The sequence below is a fragment of the Thalassobaculum fulvum genome (genome assembly GCF_014652915.1).
Lineage (GTDB): Bacteria > Pseudomonadota > Alphaproteobacteria > Thalassobaculales > Thalassobaculaceae > Thalassobaculum_A > Thalassobaculum_A fulvum.
In genome coordinates this window covers 426406-441759 of record NZ_BMZS01000004.1, presented here as the reverse complement: position 1 = coordinate 441759, position 15354 = coordinate 426406, and the positions used below count along the sequence as shown (strand labels likewise).

Annotated in this window: 12 protein-coding genes, 1 tRNA gene and 1 pseudogene; 11 read left to right on the top strand and 3 right to left on the bottom strand. The window is 70.9% G+C overall.

Features of this window, described 5'->3' with window-relative positions; all coding sequences use genetic code 11:
• Nucleotides 1-34 precede the first annotated feature (34 nt).
• Nucleotides 35-196 carry a hypothetical protein gene (locus IE246_RS11395; RefSeq protein ID WP_189989472.1) on the bottom strand — a complete coding sequence of 54 codons (162 nt, stop codon included), beginning with the start codon at nucleotides 194-196 and terminating at the stop codon, nucleotides 35-37.
• A 386-nt stretch (nucleotides 197-582) separates the two neighbouring features.
• On the opposite strand from IE246_RS11395, the gene IE246_RS11390 reads away from it, so the two are divergent.
• From IE246_RS11390 to IE246_RS28125, 3 genes are all read left to right on the top strand, one after another.
• Complete coding sequence (locus IE246_RS11390; RefSeq protein ID WP_189989470.1) at nucleotides 583-1482, top strand: phytanoyl-CoA dioxygenase family protein; 900 nt, start codon at nucleotides 583-585, stop codon at nucleotides 1480-1482.
• An 89-nt stretch (nucleotides 1483-1571) separates the two neighbouring features.
• Nucleotides 1572-2960 carry a radical SAM/SPASM domain-containing protein gene (locus IE246_RS11385; protein WP_189989468.1) on the top strand — a complete coding sequence of 463 codons (1389 nt, stop codon included), beginning with the start codon at nucleotides 1572-1574 and terminating at the stop codon, nucleotides 2958-2960.
• Nucleotides 2961-3015: 55 nt separating this feature from the next.
• Complete coding sequence (locus IE246_RS28125) at nucleotides 3016-4662, top strand: FkbM family methyltransferase (RefSeq protein ID WP_189989466.1); 1647 nt, start codon at nucleotides 3016-3018, stop codon at nucleotides 4660-4662.
• A 16-nt stretch (nucleotides 4663-4678) separates the two neighbouring features.
• Here IE246_RS28125 and IE246_RS11375 read toward each other — a convergent pair whose 3' ends face one another.
• Both IE246_RS11375 and IE246_RS11370 read right to left on the bottom strand, forming a co-directional pair.
• Complete coding sequence (locus tag IE246_RS11375) at nucleotides 4679-5542, bottom strand: TIGR01459 family HAD-type hydrolase (protein ID WP_189989464.1); 864 nt, start codon at nucleotides 5540-5542, stop codon at nucleotides 4679-4681.
• A gap of 43 nt (nucleotides 5543-5585) precedes the next feature.
• Nucleotides 5586-5659 (bottom strand) — tRNA-Gln (locus tag IE246_RS11370).
• 361 nt (nucleotides 5660-6020) lie between these two features.
• Here IE246_RS11370 and IE246_RS11365 point away from each other — a divergent pair.
• The 8 genes and pseudogenes from IE246_RS11365 to IE246_RS11330 form a co-directional block, all read left to right on the top strand.
• Nucleotides 6021-6959 carry a Ppx/GppA phosphatase family protein gene (locus IE246_RS11365; protein WP_189989462.1) on the top strand — a complete coding sequence of 313 codons (939 nt, stop codon included), beginning with the start codon at nucleotides 6021-6023 and terminating at the stop codon, nucleotides 6957-6959.
• Between the two features lie 19 nt (nucleotides 6960-6978).
• The gene (locus IE246_RS11360) at nucleotides 6979-7737 is read left to right on the top strand and encodes an RlmE family RNA methyltransferase (RefSeq protein ID WP_189989460.1); all 759 of its coding nucleotides are present in this window, start codon (nucleotides 6979-6981) and stop codon (nucleotides 7735-7737) included.
• A gap of 109 nt (nucleotides 7738-7846) precedes the next feature.
• Entirely contained in the window at nucleotides 7847-9307 is a 1461-nt protein-coding gene (guaB, locus tag IE246_RS11355) for an IMP dehydrogenase (RefSeq protein WP_189989458.1), read from the top strand.
• 32 nt (nucleotides 9308-9339) lie between these two features.
• Complete coding sequence (locus tag IE246_RS11350) at nucleotides 9340-10677, top strand: RsmB/NOP family class I SAM-dependent RNA methyltransferase (protein ID WP_189989455.1); 1338 nt, start codon at nucleotides 9340-9342, stop codon at nucleotides 10675-10677.
• An 82-nt stretch (nucleotides 10678-10759) separates the two neighbouring features.
• Entirely contained in the window at nucleotides 10760-11335 is a 576-nt protein-coding gene (locus IE246_RS11345) for a GNAT family N-acetyltransferase (RefSeq protein ID WP_189989453.1), read from the top strand.
• Nucleotides 11336-11430: 95 nt separating this feature from the next.
• Nucleotides 11431-12978: a glutamine-hydrolyzing GMP synthase gene (gene guaA / locus IE246_RS11340; protein ID WP_189989451.1), complete on the top strand. Its 1548-nt coding sequence runs from the start codon at nucleotides 11431-11433 to the stop codon at nucleotides 12976-12978.
• Nucleotides 12979-13241: 263 nt separating this feature from the next.
• Nucleotides 13242-14867, top strand: a complete 1626-nt coding sequence (locus tag IE246_RS11335; RefSeq protein WP_189989450.1) for an ABC-F family ATP-binding cassette domain-containing protein — start codon at nucleotides 13242-13244, stop codon at nucleotides 14865-14867.
• 66 nt (nucleotides 14868-14933) lie between these two features.
• Nucleotides 14934-15306 (top strand): annotated as a pseudogene (locus tag IE246_RS11330) (GMP synthase (glutamine-hydrolyzing)); the annotation flags it as partial.
• Nucleotides 15307-15354: the final 48 nt, after the last annotated feature.

The following is a 15354-nucleotide window of genomic DNA, read 5'->3' as shown; positions in this document are numbered from 1 at the left end:
ATGTGAAGGCGCCGGGCGGGGCATGGCGGCGTCGTCAGCGTCGCCGGAAATCACCGCCCTCGAAGCGCGCCTGCCGGGGGGACGACCAGTAGCCGCCGTCGCCGCCCCGGGTGCCGCGTTGCAGCGGATCGCGCCGAAACAGTCGATAGACGAGGCCGGCCGGCGTGACGACCAGGAAATAGATCAGACTGGACACCCGTGCCTCCCCCAACAGAAGTCCGACGCCCGCGATCCGGTCCACCGTAACCGCGGCTGTCGCGAATGATGGCATGCGAACGGAGCGGCTGTCGCGTCCGATGTCGGTGCCGGCCCGTAGCCGCAACTGCTTGAACCGTCAGCGACCTGCCGTGCCCGCGGGGTTCGTTTCGTCGGGAGCGGCGGGTTCCGGGCCGGCGATCGCCGGTCGGTCGAAGGCGTCGCCCGGCGGCTGCCGGCCGGGGGAATTTCCGGGACGCCCGTCGCCGGGATGAAGTACGCTCTGCCGAGCCATCATCGAAGACCCCGAGGACGTTCGCGATGTTGTTTCCCCATCCTGCGGTCAATTACATGCTGCCGATGCCGGATTACTCTCAGCACCGTAAGATGGCGAAGTATTTGTCCAGCATCACCCCTGAGGTGCGCGCCGAGAGCCTGGGCAAGTTTTTTCACGCTTTCCAGCGGGGCTACGCCTACTACTACGCGACGCCGGGATATGCCCCCAAGGCGGAAGCGCTGAACGCCGAGGACCGGAATCTGCGGGCGCTGGCACGCCGCGGCATTTCCGCGAGCCGGCTGCCCGAAGCCGTGAAGGCCGGTGTGATCGCCGAGCTGGCACCGCTGATCGAGGAACTTTCCGCGGGCATCGAAGGCAAGCCGGTCAACGAGCGCAAGTTCAAGGATCTCAACCGCCAGGTCGAGCCGGAGCGCTTCCCGGGCGTCTTCGAGGCGTTTCAGCGATGGCTCGACGACTCCGGCATCCAGGGCATGTGCAGTGCCTATGCGGGGGCCCGCCTCAAGATCGGCAGCCTGTTCCTGCAGAAGAACGATGCCGAGACCTCGCGGCTGCACTACGGCGAGATTTCCGAAGAGGGCCTGCCGACCGTCCCCGCCAGCTACATGCACATCGACTCGGCGATCTGGCCGACCGTCAAGATTCTCATCTACCTCAACGAGATCGACATCGATACCGGGCCGTTCCGGTTCTCCGTCGGCACCCACGTCCTGCCGTCCCTGCTGGAGTTCATGGTCCGCAAGACCAACGACGGCCTGAAGCTGCCGCCGGCCGAGTTCCTCGCCCTGCCGGAGGAGTTCCGGCAGCACGCCCTGTTCGGTGACTTCATCGACGCGGCCGACCCTCTCGCCGTCGACCTCCTGGCCCGGGAGTGGGCCGTGCAGTCGAGCGACGGGGACGTCATCTGCTTCGACAACAACGGGGTGCATCGGGGAGGCTTCGTGCGGCAGGGGCACCGGCTGATGCTGCAGATGAACTTCGCCGTCGCCTGACGTCGGCCACCGCATGCCGGATTGTTCGATGGCTGCCCGGGTGGCAGGGTGAGCCGGTTCGTTGGCAGGCAACCGATAAGGAGCCGGGAATGGTCTCGCGCTGGAAGGACATCGACCGAACCGGACTTCCCGCCGATCATCTTCTCAATGTCGTGGGCAGCGTGGCGACGCCCGCTGCCGGCGAGACCGCCCACGGAAACGTCGGTGGACCCGTCCCGCTGTCCGGGGCGCGGCAGATGCACGTCGCGGAAACGGCGTTCAAGCGGGGCCTCGAGCAGCACAACCGGGGGGACGTCGCAGCCGCCGTCCGGCGCTACCGCAATGCCCTGGTCGTCGATCCGCGCCACCCGGGCGCGTCGAGGTACCTTGCCAAGATCGAACTGCGCGAGGGCGACCGCTCCGGGGCGTTTCGCAGGGTCCTGCCGCTGGTCGCGGCCGGTTCCACGGACCGGGTGGTCGAGGATCTGTTCAAGAACCTGTCGCCGCACCCGCGCCCGGTCTCCGGAGAGCCGATCGGCGGCCTCTTCAGGCGCGACCACTTCGTCGGCGTGACCGACCGGGAGCGGGCCAAGCGGCTGTTCGCGCAGTCGATCCGGAACATCGACCTGGAACTCTTCTCGTACTGCAACCGCCGCTGCCTGTACTGCCCCAACGCGTTCATCGACCGGATCAGCGCCAACAACTACCTGCCCGGGCCGGTCTACCGCATGATCGTGCGGGATCTGGCGGAGATCGGCTACCGCTCGAAGGTCACCCTGAACTTCTACAACGAACCGATGGCCGACCCGGTGACGCTGGAGGCCTGCCGGGAACTGCGGGCGGCGCTGCCGGTCGCGTCGATCCGCATGAACACCAACGGCGACTACCTCAATCGGGATTCCCTGGCGGAGATCCGCGACGCCGGGCTGAACCACCTGATGATCTCGCTGCACGTGTCGGCGGTGGTCGACTGGGACGACGACAAGGTGAGGTTCCGGGCCGAACAGATCTACGAGCGGCTCGGCCGCCGACCGGAGCACATCGATTTCCGCCCGGGGCGGATGTACCAGGCGTTCATTCCGTTCGAGGGCATGAAGGTCGAGGTGGTGCAGGGCAACTACAACCAGTTCGGCTACAACATCGGCGGTCTGATGCGGCACATCCCGGCGCCGACCGAGCGGCTGTCGCCGTGCGACGAGCCGTTCAAGTCGATGACCGTCACCTACAACGGCAATCTCACGCCGTGCTGCCGGATCCGCGGCGATGCCGACGACCACAAGCCCTATGTCACGGGCAACCTGGCCGACTACGACACGATCTACGAGGCCTGGGCGAACGAGGCGCTGGCCGGCTGGCGCCGGCACCTGCTGGGCTTCAACCCGAAGGCCGCCCCGTGCCACGAATGCACCGCGGTCCGGGTCGCCGACACCCCGGCCGAGCGGAAGGTTCGGGACGCCGCCGCGGGGCTGATGCCGGCGGAGGAGCGGCGCTCCGCCTGAGCAGCGGCAGGGCAGAGGGCTGGCGGAGGGCAGGGTTGGCAGAGGGCAGGGCTGCGTGAACGGCGATCCCCGGGTATCGGTGGTGACGGCCCCGCACGACGCCGGTGCGGTGGTCCGGTATGCCGAGGCGCTCTATCGCGGGCGGCCTGCGCCCGAGGCGGAGGCATGGCTGCGGCGGGCCCGGCGGCTGGCGCCCGGTGCCGGGTTCGTGCTGCATTCGAGCGCCCTGGCGGCGCGGCAGGCGGGCGACCGGGACGGGGCGGTGCGGGCGTTCCGGGCGGAGGCGGTGCTCGACCCGCGGGCGACCAAGGCGCTGTCCCGGATGGTCGACGACCTCGACGCGGCGGGCCGGGAAGCGACGGCCGGGCAGGTCGCCCGCTGGCTGCTGCCGTTGGGGCGGCAGGATCCCGGGCTCGAGGCCCGGGCGGTCGTCGCCCGGATGCGGGCGGCGGCCGACTGGCGGGCGGTGGAACGGGCGATCGACGCGGCCTCGCCGGCGGTGGCGGCCCAGCCGGCGGTGGTCGACGCGCTGTGGGCGGTGTGCGGCCGGTTGCCCGGGACGGGTGCGGCGAATGCCGCGTGGCGGCGGCTGGCGGCGCGTGCCGGCACGACGCCCGCGGTCGCGACGGCGATCGGCCTGACCGGGCTGGCGGCCCTGCCGACCGGCCCGGCGATCGAGGCGTGGCTGCGACGGCCCGCCGCCGATGTCGGGCAAGCGGCATCCGCGGTCCTGAAGCATGCGCCCCGGCTGCGCCCGCTGGCCGAGGCCGCGTCGGCCGCTTCGATCGCGCTGCCGGACGGAACGCTGCTCGAGGCTCTTCGGAATGCCGGTCTCGTCGCGGTCGACATCGGTGCCCGCGGGCTGCCGCTCGGCGACGCGCCGCTGCTGCCGGCGGTCGCGACCGTCGTCGCCGTCGATGCCGACGACGCGGTCGCCGGGGAGCTGGCGGCGGCGCTCGGCGATCTGGCCGGCTGGCACGACCTGCGCCCGCTCACCGCGACCCTGGGGGAGCGGGCGGAGCGTCGCCGGCTGCGGCTGACCCGGCAGGCGGGGTTGTCGTCGCTGCTCGACCCGAACAGGGACGTGGCGGCGACGCTCGGCATGACCGACGGGCTCGAGATCCTGGAGAGCCGGGCGGTCGATGCGGTTCCGCTGGAGCAGGCGCTGCGGCCGCTCGGACTGCCGGCACCCTCGCATCTGAAGCTCGATACCCAGGGAACCGAGCTGGAAATCCTGCGCGGGGCCGAGGAGACGGTCCGCGACCACGCGCTCTCGGTGCAGGTCGAGGTGGAGTTCCGGGCGTTGTACGAGGGCCAGCCGCTGTTCGGCGACGTCGACCGCTTCCTGGTCGAGCGCGGTTTCGAGCTGGTGCTGCTGCGCCGCAACCTGCGCCGGCTGGGGACGGAGTTCTCTGATGTGCCCAGTCGGCTCGAGCTCGGCTGGGGGCACGCGCTGTACGTCCGGACCCTCGACGACTTCGCCTCGAAGCAGCCGGACTGGGCCGCGGTCGTGCGCTACTGCGCGATCGCCATGGCGTACCGGCTGACCGATCGGGCGCTGATGCTGCTTCATCGACCGGCGGTCGTGCGCCGGTATCCGGCGGCCCGGCCCCTGGCGCAGGCCTTGACGCAGATGGCCAGGGCGTGGCCCGAGCAGGTCGATCAGTCCCAGGGACGCGGCTATCGCAAGGACCGCTGGTAGGTCGCGTGACGACCGGCTACCAGGCGAACCGGGGCACGGCGTAGCGCGGCCGGGCGACCGGGCTGATGGCGCGGACCGCGGCCTCGAGGTCGTCGACCAGCTTGCCGGAGCCGGTCACCAGCGTGTCGGCGTACAGCCCCCCGGCGATCAGCAGGCTGTCGAGGCCGGCGGCGTCGGCGCCGGCGATGTCCGTCGTGAGCCCGTCGCCGACCACGACGGTGCGCGCGGCCTCGGTGCCGAGGCGCTCGAGGGTGCGCTCGAACACCCCGGGGAACGGCTTGCCGTAGTACCGGACCCGGCCGCCGAGCGCCTCGTAGGCGGCGGCCAGTTCGCCGGCGCACATGGTCAGGATGCCCTGGTTGACGATCGCCCGGTCCGGGTTGGCGCAGACCATCGGGACGTCGCGGGCGATCGCGGCCCGGAACAGCGCCTCGAACGACGACAGCGGCAGGTCGTCGCGGTCCGGGCCGCCGTTGACCAGCAGGTCGGCGTCCTCGATCCGGTCGACCGGGGTGAACGGCGTGCCCGGCAGCAGGTCGGGGAACCGCGCGGGCGCCAGGTGGTAGGCGCGCCGGCCGATGCCGGCGAACCACGGGCCGTCGGCCGCCCGCAGGTCCTCGTGCGCCAGGTCGCCGGCGGTGAACGGGAAGTCGTAGAGGTCGCTCGGCAGGCCCTGGCCCTCCAGCCGGCGCGCCAGGACCGGGCCGAGCTGCGGCGTGTTGGACATCACCGCCAGCCGCTTGCCGGCCGCGTGAAGGCGCCGGACCGCATCCAGCGCCGCCGGCAGGACCGGGCCGCCCTCGTGCAGGGTGCCCCAGGCGTCGAGGATGAAGCCGTCATACGCATCGACGAGCCCGCGCAGTCCGGTCAAGCGTTGCATGCCGTGGATCCTGCGGTCGGAACGCGACGGGTAATGGGGAAGTTGGCTGGGGGACCAGGATTCGAACCTGGGCTGGCGGAGTCAGAGTCCGCTGTCCTACCGCTAGACGATCCCCCAGCAGGGCGCGCCGCAATGCGGAACGGGCCGTGTGCTTATCACATCCTCGACCCGGTATGCAAACCCCGATGATCGAGAGTCGGCGACGACGGGCGATTGCGCGACCGGGCATGCGACCGGGCGCGCGAAGGGGATGGCCGCGGCCACCGCAGGGCGGCTACACTGATCCCGATACGAGTCCTGACGGACCGATGGAACTGCGAGGATCGGGATGGGGACGGGGCTGGGAGGCCGCCGTTCCGCCCCGTCCCGGCGACGAACGCGACGGCCGGTCAACGGCTGCGGCGAGGGAGCGACACCAAGGGACGGGGCGGCGGCACCGCACGGTGCGGTCGACAGACGCCTGCGCTCCGACAGGGAGATGCTGGCGGCGATCGATCTCGGCACCAACAATTGCCGGCTGCTGGTGGCCAGGCCCGAGGGCGGCGGCTTTCGCGTCGTCGACGCGTTCTCGCGGATCGTCCGCCTGGGGCAGGGGCTGGGCCGTTCCGGGCGGCTAGCCGACGACGCGATCGAGCGGACCATGGAGGCGCTGTCGATCTGTGCCGCAAAGATGCGGCGCCGGCATGTGACCCGGTTCCGGGCGGTCGCGACGGAGGCGTGCCGGAGCGCCGGCAACGGCGTGGCCTTCCTGGAGCGGGTCGCCGCCGAGACCGGCTTGACCCTGGAGGTGATCAGCGCCGAGGAGGAGGCGGCGCTGGCACTGGCCGGCTGCCGCCCGCTGTTCGACCCGTCGGTCCCGGGCGCCCTGGTGTTCGACATCGGCGGCGGGTCCACCGAGATCGCCTGGCAATGGTCGGGACCGGGCGAGCCGAAGATCGCGGCCGTGTCGATGCCGATCGGCGTCGTGACCCTGGCCGAGCGCTACGGCGGCGACCGCTTCACCGCCGAGGACTACGAGGCGATGGTCGGGGAGATCGAGGACCGGCTGCGTGGCTTCGAGCACGAGCACGCCATCGCCTCGGCGGCGGCTTCCGGCGACGTCCAACTGCTCGGCACGTCGGGCACGGTCACGACGCTGGCGGGCGTCCGGCTCGACCTGCCGCGCTACAACCGCGACCGGGTCGACGGGGTGTTCCTGGATGTCGCCGAGACCCTGTCGATCGCCCGGAGGCTGGCCGGCATGGACTTCGCCGGGCGCGCCGCGCACCCCTGCATCGGCCGCGACCGGGCCGACCTTGTCGTCGCCGGCTGTGCGATTCTTGAGGCGATTTGCCGGGCCTGGCCGGTTCCGCGCTTGCGTGTCGCCGACAGGGGTGTGAGAGAAGGCATCCTGTTCGGTTTGTTGGCGCAGCAGTAGCGGGCGCAAGGAGTAGGGCATGACAGGCGCGCGCGGCAGCGGTCGGCGTCCCGGGGCGCGGGGACGCGCCGCTTCGGGACATGCGGCGGGAGGCGGGACCGGCGGGTCACGGCAGGCGACGGTGCGCGTGAAGACCGCGCGCGGCCGCACCGCCTCGTCGCAGCGCTGGCTGGAGCGCCAGCTCAACGACCCGTACGTCGCCGAGTCGAAGCGCCTGGGCTACCGCTCGCGGGCGGCGTTCAAGCTGCTGCAGCTCGACGACAAGTACCATTTCCTGAAGCCGGGCGCCCGGGTGGTGGATCTCGGCGCCGCCCCGGGTGGCTGGACCCAGATCGCGGTCACCCGGGTCGGGGCGCCGGACAAGGGGCAGGTGGTCGGGCTCGATTACCTGCCGGTCGAGCCGATCGCCGGCGCCACCCTGATCGAGGCCGACTTCATGGCCGAGGACGCCCCGGCCCGGCTGAAGGCGGCGCTCGGCGGGCCGGTCGACGTGGTGCTGTCGGACATGGCGGCGCCGACCACCGGGCACTCGAAGACCGATCACCTGCGGATCGTCGGGCTGTGCGAGGCGGCCCTGGAGTTCGCGATCGAGGTGCTGGCGCCCGGCGGGGCGTTCGTCGCCAAGGTCTTCCAGGGCGGCACCGAAGGCGAGTTGCTGGCCCGAATGAAGCGGGCATTCCGTACGGTCCGGCACGCCAAGCCACCGGCCAGCCGTGCCGAGTCGGCCGAGACCTACGTGGTCGCGACCGGCTTCCGGGGCGAGCCCGAGGGCGGCTGAGCCGCGGGGTTCCGCGCCATGCGTCGGGCGCATGGCCGGTCATCGAATGGTCGCTTGGCTTCCGAAAGTCGCGGTGTATAGTGCGCCGCCACCGGCTTTCGGAGGCACCATGGACATCCGCGACGCGCTCACTTTCGACGACGTCCTTCTTGAGCCCGCGCGCTCGAACGTCCTCCCCGCCCATGTCGATACACGGACCAAGGTCACCCGGACCATCGAGCTCGGCATCCCGCTGATCTCGGCGGCGATGGACACCGTGACCGAGAGCCGGCTGGCGATCGCCATGGCGCAGGCGGGGGGCATCGGCGTGGTTCACAAGAACCTCGGCGTCGAGCAGCAGGCCAACGAGGTCCGCGCGGTCAAGAAGTTCGAGGCGGGGATGGTCATCAACCCGCTGACCATCCACCCCGAAGCCACCCTGGCCGAGGCGCTCGACCTGATGCAGCGCCACGGCATCAACGGCCTGCCGGTGGTCCGTCGGCGCGACGGCAGGCTGGCCGGAATCCTGACGCACCGCGACGTCCGGTTCGCCAAGGACCGCGGCCAGCTGGTGCGCGACCTGATGACCAAGCGAGTCGTCACCGTGCGCGAGGACGTATCGCCGGACGCCGCCCGCGACCTGCTGCACAAGCACCGGATCGAGAAGCTGCTGGTGGTCGACGACGACCGGCGCTGCGTCGGCCTGATCACCGTCAAGGACATGGAGAAGGCGCAAACCCATCCGAACGCGGCCAAGGACGAGAAGGGGCGGCTGCGGGTGGCGGCGGCGACCGGCGTCGGCAAGGACGGCATCGCCCGCGCCGAGGCGCTGATCGACGCCGAGGTCGACATCGTGATCGTCGACACCGCGCACGGCCATTCCGAGGGCGTGCTGGGGGCGGTCTCCGAGATCCGCAAGCTGGCCAACTACACCCAGATCATCGCCGGCAACGTCGCCACCGCCGAGGGGGCAAAGGCGCTGATCGATGCCGGCGCCGACGGCGTGAAGATCGGTATCGGCCCGGGTTCGATCTGCACCACCCGCATGGTCGCGGGGGTCGGCGTGCCGCAGCTGACCGCCATCGTCGACGCCGGCAAGGTCTGCCGCGACGCCGGGGTTCCGTGCATCGCCGACGGCGGCATCAAGTACTCCGGCGACCTCGCCAAGGCGATCGCCGCCGGTGCCAACTGCGCAATGATCGGCTCGCTGCTGGCCGGCACCGACGAGAGCCCGGGCGAGGTCTACCTGTACCAGGGCCGCTCCTACAAGGCGTACCGCGGCATGGGCTCGCTCGGCGCCATGGCCCGCGGCTCGGCCGACCGCTACTTCCAGGAAGAGGTGCGGGACAACCTGAAGCTCGTCCCCGAAGGCATTGAAGGACAAGTGCCTTACAAGGGATCGGCCAGCCAGGTGGTGCACCAGCTCGTGGGCGGGCTGCGGGCCGCCATGGGCTACACCGGCAGCGCCTCGATCCCGGACTTCCAGGCCAACGCCCGGTTCCTGCGGATCTCGAGCGCCGGGCTGCGCGAGAGCCATGTCCACGATGTGACGATCACCCGCGAGGCGCCGAACTATCGTCCTGGCATGTGACGTTAACAAAGCGTCATAAAGGACTGTAAAGAATGAAAGATAGCGCCCGCCTTGCTGCGGCGATCGAGGTGCTCGAGGCGGTTGCGGCGACCGATCGCCCGGCCGATCGCGTGCTCGACCGCTATCTGAAGGACCGGCGCTACATCGGCGGCAGCGACCGCGGGGCGATCGCTCAGCGGGTGTGGGGCGTGCTGCGCCGCCGGGCCCGGCTGGACTGGTGGATCAAGAAGGCCGGCAAGGGCCTGCAGCGCGACGCCCGCGGCCGGGTGCTGGCGGACGTCGCCTTGACCGACAACATCGACGTCGCCGGGATCGCGATGCTGTTCGACGGCTCGCGCCATGCCCCGCCGGCGCTCGGCCGTGACGAGAGCGACGCGCTGCGCCGGCTGGTTGGGCACGGGCTCGACGATCCCGGCATGCCACCGGCGGTGCGCGCCGAATGCCCGAACTGGCTGTGGCCGCGGATGGAGGCGGTGTTCGGGGGCGAGGTCGAGGCCGCGGTGCGGGCGCTCGGGGCCGAAGCCAGCTTCGACCTGCGGGTCAATCCGCTGGCCGGTGCCGACCGGGCGGCGGTGATCGCCGAGCTGGCGGCCGCCAGCGTCCCGGCCGAGCCGACGTCGCTGTCGCCGGTCGGGCTGCGGCTGGACCGGCGGCGGCCGGTCGACCAGATGCCGGCGTTCCGCGACGGCCGCATCGAGGTCCAGGACGAGGGCTCGCAGCTGGCGGCCCTGCTGGTCGGGGCGGCGCCGGGCAACCTGGTGGTCGACTACTGCGCCGGGGCCGGCGGCAAGTCGCTGGCGCTGGCCGCCGACATGGCGAACAAGGGCCGGCTGATCCTGTACGACGTGTCGAAGGCGCGGCTCGACCGCGCCGCGGTGCGGCTGCGCCGGGCCGGGGTCAACAACGCCGAGCGGCGCCAGCTGGCCGACGGCGACAAGTCGGTGAAGCGGCTGGCCGGCAAGGCCGACCGGGTGCTGGTCGACGCCCCGTGCACGGGCACCGGGACCTGGCGGCGCAATCCGGACGCCAAGTGGCGGTACGACACCGAGGCGCTGGCCGAAATCACCGCCAGCCAGCGGCAGATCCTGGAGCGCGCCGCCGCCATGGTGAAGCCCGGCGGCCGGCTGGTCTACGTGACCTGCTCGGTGCTGACCGACGAGAACGAGGCGATCGTCGACGGCTTCCTGGCCGAGACCACGGCGTTCCGGGCGGTGCCGGTGGCCGACGTCTGGGCCGAGACCGTGACCGCGCGCGGCGGCCCGGCCTGCCCGGCCGACGGCCCGTACCTGCGGCTCAGCCCGCACCGCCACGGCACCGACGGCTTCTTCGTCGCGGTGCTCGAGCGCGGCTACGCGGTCGGGACCGATTAGGGTACCCGGCTGGACAGCCCCCGACGGCGGTGCCTAGACTTCTTCCAGCGGCCGGATACCGTCGGCCGCCCGGGAGAATGCGATGGCCGAGTACAACGTCACCATCCGGCCGGTGGAGCCCGGCGACGCCCTCGGGCTCGCCCGGATCCAGATCGACACCTGGCGCGACGCCTATGTCGGGATGCTGCCGGACGACACCCTGCTGGACCTCGACGACATGCGGGCGGCGGTGCGCTGGACCCGGGTGGTCGGCGGCCTGCGGGCGCCCGAGGCGCTGGCGGTGGCGGAGATCGAGGGCCGGCTGGTCGGGTTCTGCCACGGCGGCGCCGGGCGGCGCGCGGTGGCCGAGGCGGTCGACCGGCTGGAGCCGGTGGCCGAGGTCTACGCGCTGTACGTCGACCCGAGCTTCCAGGGCATGGGCATCGGCCGTGCCCTGCTGGCCGACGTCACCCGCCGGCTGATCGCCCACGGCTTCGAGTCGCTGGCCCTGCTGACCCTGGCCGACAACCGCCACGGCCGCCGGTTCTACGACCGGATCGGCGGTGCCGTGGGCGAGGCGATTCCCTCGGTCGTGGTCGGGTCGCCGGCCGACCAGGTGCCGTATTTCTGGCCGGACATGGAGCGGCTGGTGCAGCGACTCGACGCACCGGCCGCATAGCGCGGATTTCCGCGCTCCCGGCCCGCTTCGCGCTTGCCGCCGGACCCCCCTTGCGTTAGCGTCCGGCGCTTCTCGGAACCGCCCGGTGAAGCCCCATGACCGACCGTGTCCTGATCCTGGATTTCGGCAGCCAGTTCACCCAGCTGATCGCCCGCCGGGTGCGCGAGAACGGGGTCTACTGCGAGATCTATCCCTGCACCGTCGACCCGTCCCGGATCGCGGATTTCGGGGCCGACGCGCTGATCCTGTCGGGCGGTCCGGCCTCGGTGTTCGGCGAGGGCTCGCCGCAGGCGCCGACGGTCGTGTTCGAGCTCGGCGTGCCGGTGCTCGGCATCTGCTACGGCCAGCAGCTCATGTGCCACCAGCTCGGCGGCCGGGTCGATCCGTCGGACGAGCAGGAGTTCGGCCGCGCCGAGCTGACCGTCACCGACGACTGCGGGATCTTCGACGGGCTCTTCGCGCCCGGCACCATCGAGCCGGTGTGGATGAACCACGGCGACCGGGTGATGGCGCTGCCGCCGGGGTTCCGGGTGGTCGGCACCAGCGGCAACGCGCCGTTCGCGGCGATCGCCGACGACGAGCGCAGGTTCTACGGCGTGCAGTTCCACCCCGAGGTGGTGCACACCCCGCGCGGGGCGCAGCTGCTGCGCAACTTCACCCACAAGGTCGCGGGCCTGGCCGGCGACTGGACGATGGCGGCGTTCAAGGACCAGGCGATCGCCCGGATCCGCGAGCAGGTCGGCGACGGCCGGGTGATCTGCGGCCTGTCCGGCGGCGTCGACTCCTCGGTGGCGGCGGTGCTGATCCACGAGGCGATCGGCGACCAGCTGACCTGCGTGTTCGTCGACCACGGCCTGCTGCGGGCCGGCGAGGGCGACGAGGTCGTTTCGATGTTCCGCGACGCCTACAACATCCCGCTGATCGCCCGCGACGCCAGCGACCTGTTCCTCGGCGAGCTGGACGGCGTCGACGACCCGGAGGTCAAGCGCAAGACCATCGGCCGGCTGTTCATCGACGTGTTCCAGGAGGAGGCGGACAAGATCAAGGACGCCCGGTTCCTGGCCCAGGGCACGCTGTACCCGGACGTGATCGAGAGCGTGTCGTTCACCGGCGGCCCGTCGGTCACCATCAAGTCGCACCACAACGTCGGCGGCCTGCCGGAGCGCATGAACCTGCAGCTGGTCGAGCCGCTGCGCGAGCTGTTCAAGGACGAGGTCCGGGCGCTGGGGCGCGAGCTCGGCCTGCCGGAGCGGCTGGTCGGCCGCCACCCGTTCCCGGGGCCGGGGCTGGCGATCCGGGTGCCGGGGACGATCACCCGAGAGAAGCTCGACATCCTTCGCAAGGCCGACGCGATCTACATCGACGAGATCCGCAAGGCGGGGCTGTACGACGTGATCTGGCAGGCCTTCACGGTGCTGCTGCCGGTGCGCACGGTCGGCGTGAAGGGCGACGCCCGGTCGTACGAGTACGCCTGCGCGCTCAGGGCGGTGACGTCGACCGACGGCATGACCGCCGAGTACTACCCGTTCGAGCACGAGTTCCTGCGCCGGGTCTCGACCCGCATCGCCAACGAGGTCCGCGGCATCAACCGGGTGACCTACGACATCACCAGCAAGCCGCCGGGGACGATCGAGTGGGAGTGACTTCGGCCCATCCGTAGGTATCCGGCACGAAAGCGCTCGCCCGGTCCGGCGGCGCGGCGGTGCACGACTGGACACGGTGCCGCATGGCCCAGATGAAGCGCCTGGGCCTGCCTTCCGCTTTTTCCGACGGTTCAAGACCGGCTGAAGGCGTTGGCCAGACCGCGCCTGCCGTTGCCCCGGCGCGGGAGATTTGCGACGACGCGTGGGCGGCTCGCCGTCTATAACCCCGCCCCGGCATCCACCCTTCCTTCAGCACGGGCCTCATGATTCGTCTCGACAACATCGTCAAGCAGAACGGCCATCAGATCCTGTTCGTCGCCGCCTCGATGGGCCTGCGGAAGGGGGAGAAGGTCGGGCTGGTCGGGCCGAACGGCGCGGGCAAAACCACGCTGTTCCGCATGATCGCCGGCGAGGAGAAGCCGGACGATGGCCAGGTGACGGTCGAGACCGGCATGACCATCGGCTATTTCAGCCAGGATGTCGGCGAGATGGCGGGCCAGAGCGCCGTCGCCGCGGTGATGGACGGCGTCGGGCCGGTCAGCGCGCTGTCGGCCGAGATGGCCGCGCTGGAGGCCGCGATGGTCGATCCCGACCGGGCCGGCGAGATGGAGGCGATCGTCGAACGCTATGGCGAGGTGCAGACGCGGTTCCAGGAGCTGGACGGCTATGCGCTGGAGGCCCGCGCGCGCGAGGTGCTGGCCGGCCTGAGCTTCAGCCAGGAGCGCATGGACGGCGACGTCGGCCTGCTCTCGGGCGGCTGGAAGATGCGCGTGGCACTCGCCCGCATCCTGCTGATGCGGCCCGACGCCATGCTGCTGGACGAGCCCAGCAACCATCTGGACCTCGAGAGCCTGATCTGGCTGGAAGCCTTCCTGAAGACCTACGACGGCGCGCTGCTGATGACCTCGCACGACCGCGAGTTCATGAACCGCATCGTCGGCAAGATCGTGGAGATCGACGGCGGCACGCTCACCACCTATTCCGGCAACTACGATTTCTACGACCAGCAGCGCGCGCTGAACGAGAAGCAGCGCCAGGCGCAGTTCGAGCGCCAGCAGGCGATGCTGGCGAAGGAGATCAAGTTCATCGAGCGCTTCAAGGCGCGGGCCTCGCATGCGGCGCAAGTGCAGAGCCGGGTGAAGAAGCTGGACAAGATCGAGCGGGTGGAACCGCCCCGGCGCCGCCAGTCCATGCAGTTCGAATTCCGCGCGCCCCCGCGCTCCGGCGACGACGTGGCCAGCTTCAGGGACGTGCACAAGGGCTATGGCAGCCTGCCGATCTATGCCGGGCTGGATTTCCAGGTGCGGCGCAAGGAACGCTGGTGCGTGCTGGGCGCGAACGGCGCGGGCAAGTCGACGCTGCTGAAGATGGCGGCGGGCGAGATCGGGCCGGACCGGGGCAGCGTGGCGCTCGGCGCCAGCGTGCGCATGGGCTATTTCGCGCAGCACTCCATGGACCTGCTGGACGGCGACGACACGATCTTCGAAACGCTGGAGGCGGCGTTTCCGCTGGCCGGGCAGGGGGCGCTGCGCACGCTCGCCGGCTGCTTTGGCTTCTCCGGCGACGATGTCGAGAAGACCTGCCGGGTGCTCTCCGGTGGCGAGAAGGCGCGGCTGGTGATGGCGATGATGCTGTTCGACCCGCCGAACTTCCTGGTGCTGGACGAGCCGACCAACCACCTGGACATGGCAACCAAGGACATGCTGGTCGCGGCATTGTCGGAATTCGAGGGCACCATGCTGTTCGTCAGCCACGACCGCCATTTCCTGGCGGCGCTGTCGAACCGGGTGTTGGAACTGACGCCCGAGGGTGTGCACCAGTTCGGCGGCGGGTATACGGACTATGTGGCGCGCACGGGGCAGGAGGCGCCGGGGCTGCATCCGGGCTGAGACGCGCCGAAGCAGACCGAGGCCCGGGCCTTTGCGGCGCAGGAGCCGCGCGCCGACGGCACGCTGTACCCGGGGCCGGGGCTGACGATCCGGGTGCCGGGCGAGATCACCTGCGAGAAGCTGGATATCCTGCGCAAGGCTGACGCGATCTACATCGACGAGATCCGCAAGGCCGGCCTGTACGACGTGATCTGGCAGGCCTTCACGGTGCTGCTGCCGGTGCGCACGGTCGGCGTAAAAGGGCGACGCCCGGTCCTACGAGTACGCCTGCGCGTTGCGCGCCGTGACCTCGACCGACGGCATGATGGCGGAGTACTATCCGTTCGAGTACGGGTTCCTGCGCCGGGTCTCGACCCGCATCGCCAACGAGGTGCGCGGCATCAAATGGGTGACCTACGACATCACCTCGAAGCCGCCGGGGACGATCGAGTGGGAGTGAGGGGCGACAAGCGTTAAAACTCCCGAGACGTCACATCTTCTTTGTGAC

What these genes read in the sequence shown, in the direction of transcription:
- IE246_RS11365 (WP_189989462.1), top strand. Translation starts at nt 6,021, where the DNA reads ATGCTGGCGGCGATCGATCTCGGCACCAACAATTGCCGGCTGCTGGTG.
- IE246_RS11360 (WP_189989460.1), top strand. Translation starts at nt 6,979, where the DNA reads ATGACAGGCGCGCGCGGCAGCGGTCGGCGTCCCGGGGCGCGGGGACGC.
- IE246_RS11345 (WP_189989453.1), top strand. Translation starts at nt 10,760, where the DNA reads ATGGCCGAGTACAACGTCACCATCCGGCCGGTGGAGCCCGGCGACGCC.
- IE246_RS11350 (WP_189989455.1), top strand. Translation starts at nt 9,340, where the DNA reads ATGAAAGATAGCGCCCGCCTTGCTGCGGCGATCGAGGTGCTCGAGGCG.
- IE246_RS11335 (WP_189989450.1), top strand. Translation starts at nt 13,242, where the DNA reads ATGATTCGTCTCGACAACATCGTCAAGCAGAACGGCCATCAGATCCTG.
- IE246_RS11375 (WP_189989464.1), bottom strand. Translation starts at nt 5,542, where the DNA reads ATGCAACGCTTGACCGGACTGCGCGGGCTCGTCGATGCGTATGACGGC.
- guaB (WP_189989458.1), top strand. Translation starts at nt 7,847, where the DNA reads ATGGACATCCGCGACGCGCTCACTTTCGACGACGTCCTTCTTGAGCCC.
- IE246_RS11390 (WP_189989470.1), top strand. Translation starts at nt 583, where the DNA reads ATGGCGAAGTATTTGTCCAGCATCACCCCTGAGGTGCGCGCCGAGAGC.
- IE246_RS11385 (WP_189989468.1), top strand. Translation starts at nt 1,572, where the DNA reads ATGGTCTCGCGCTGGAAGGACATCGACCGAACCGGACTTCCCGCCGAT.
- guaA (WP_189989451.1), top strand. Translation starts at nt 11,431, where the DNA reads ATGACCGACCGTGTCCTGATCCTGGATTTCGGCAGCCAGTTCACCCAG.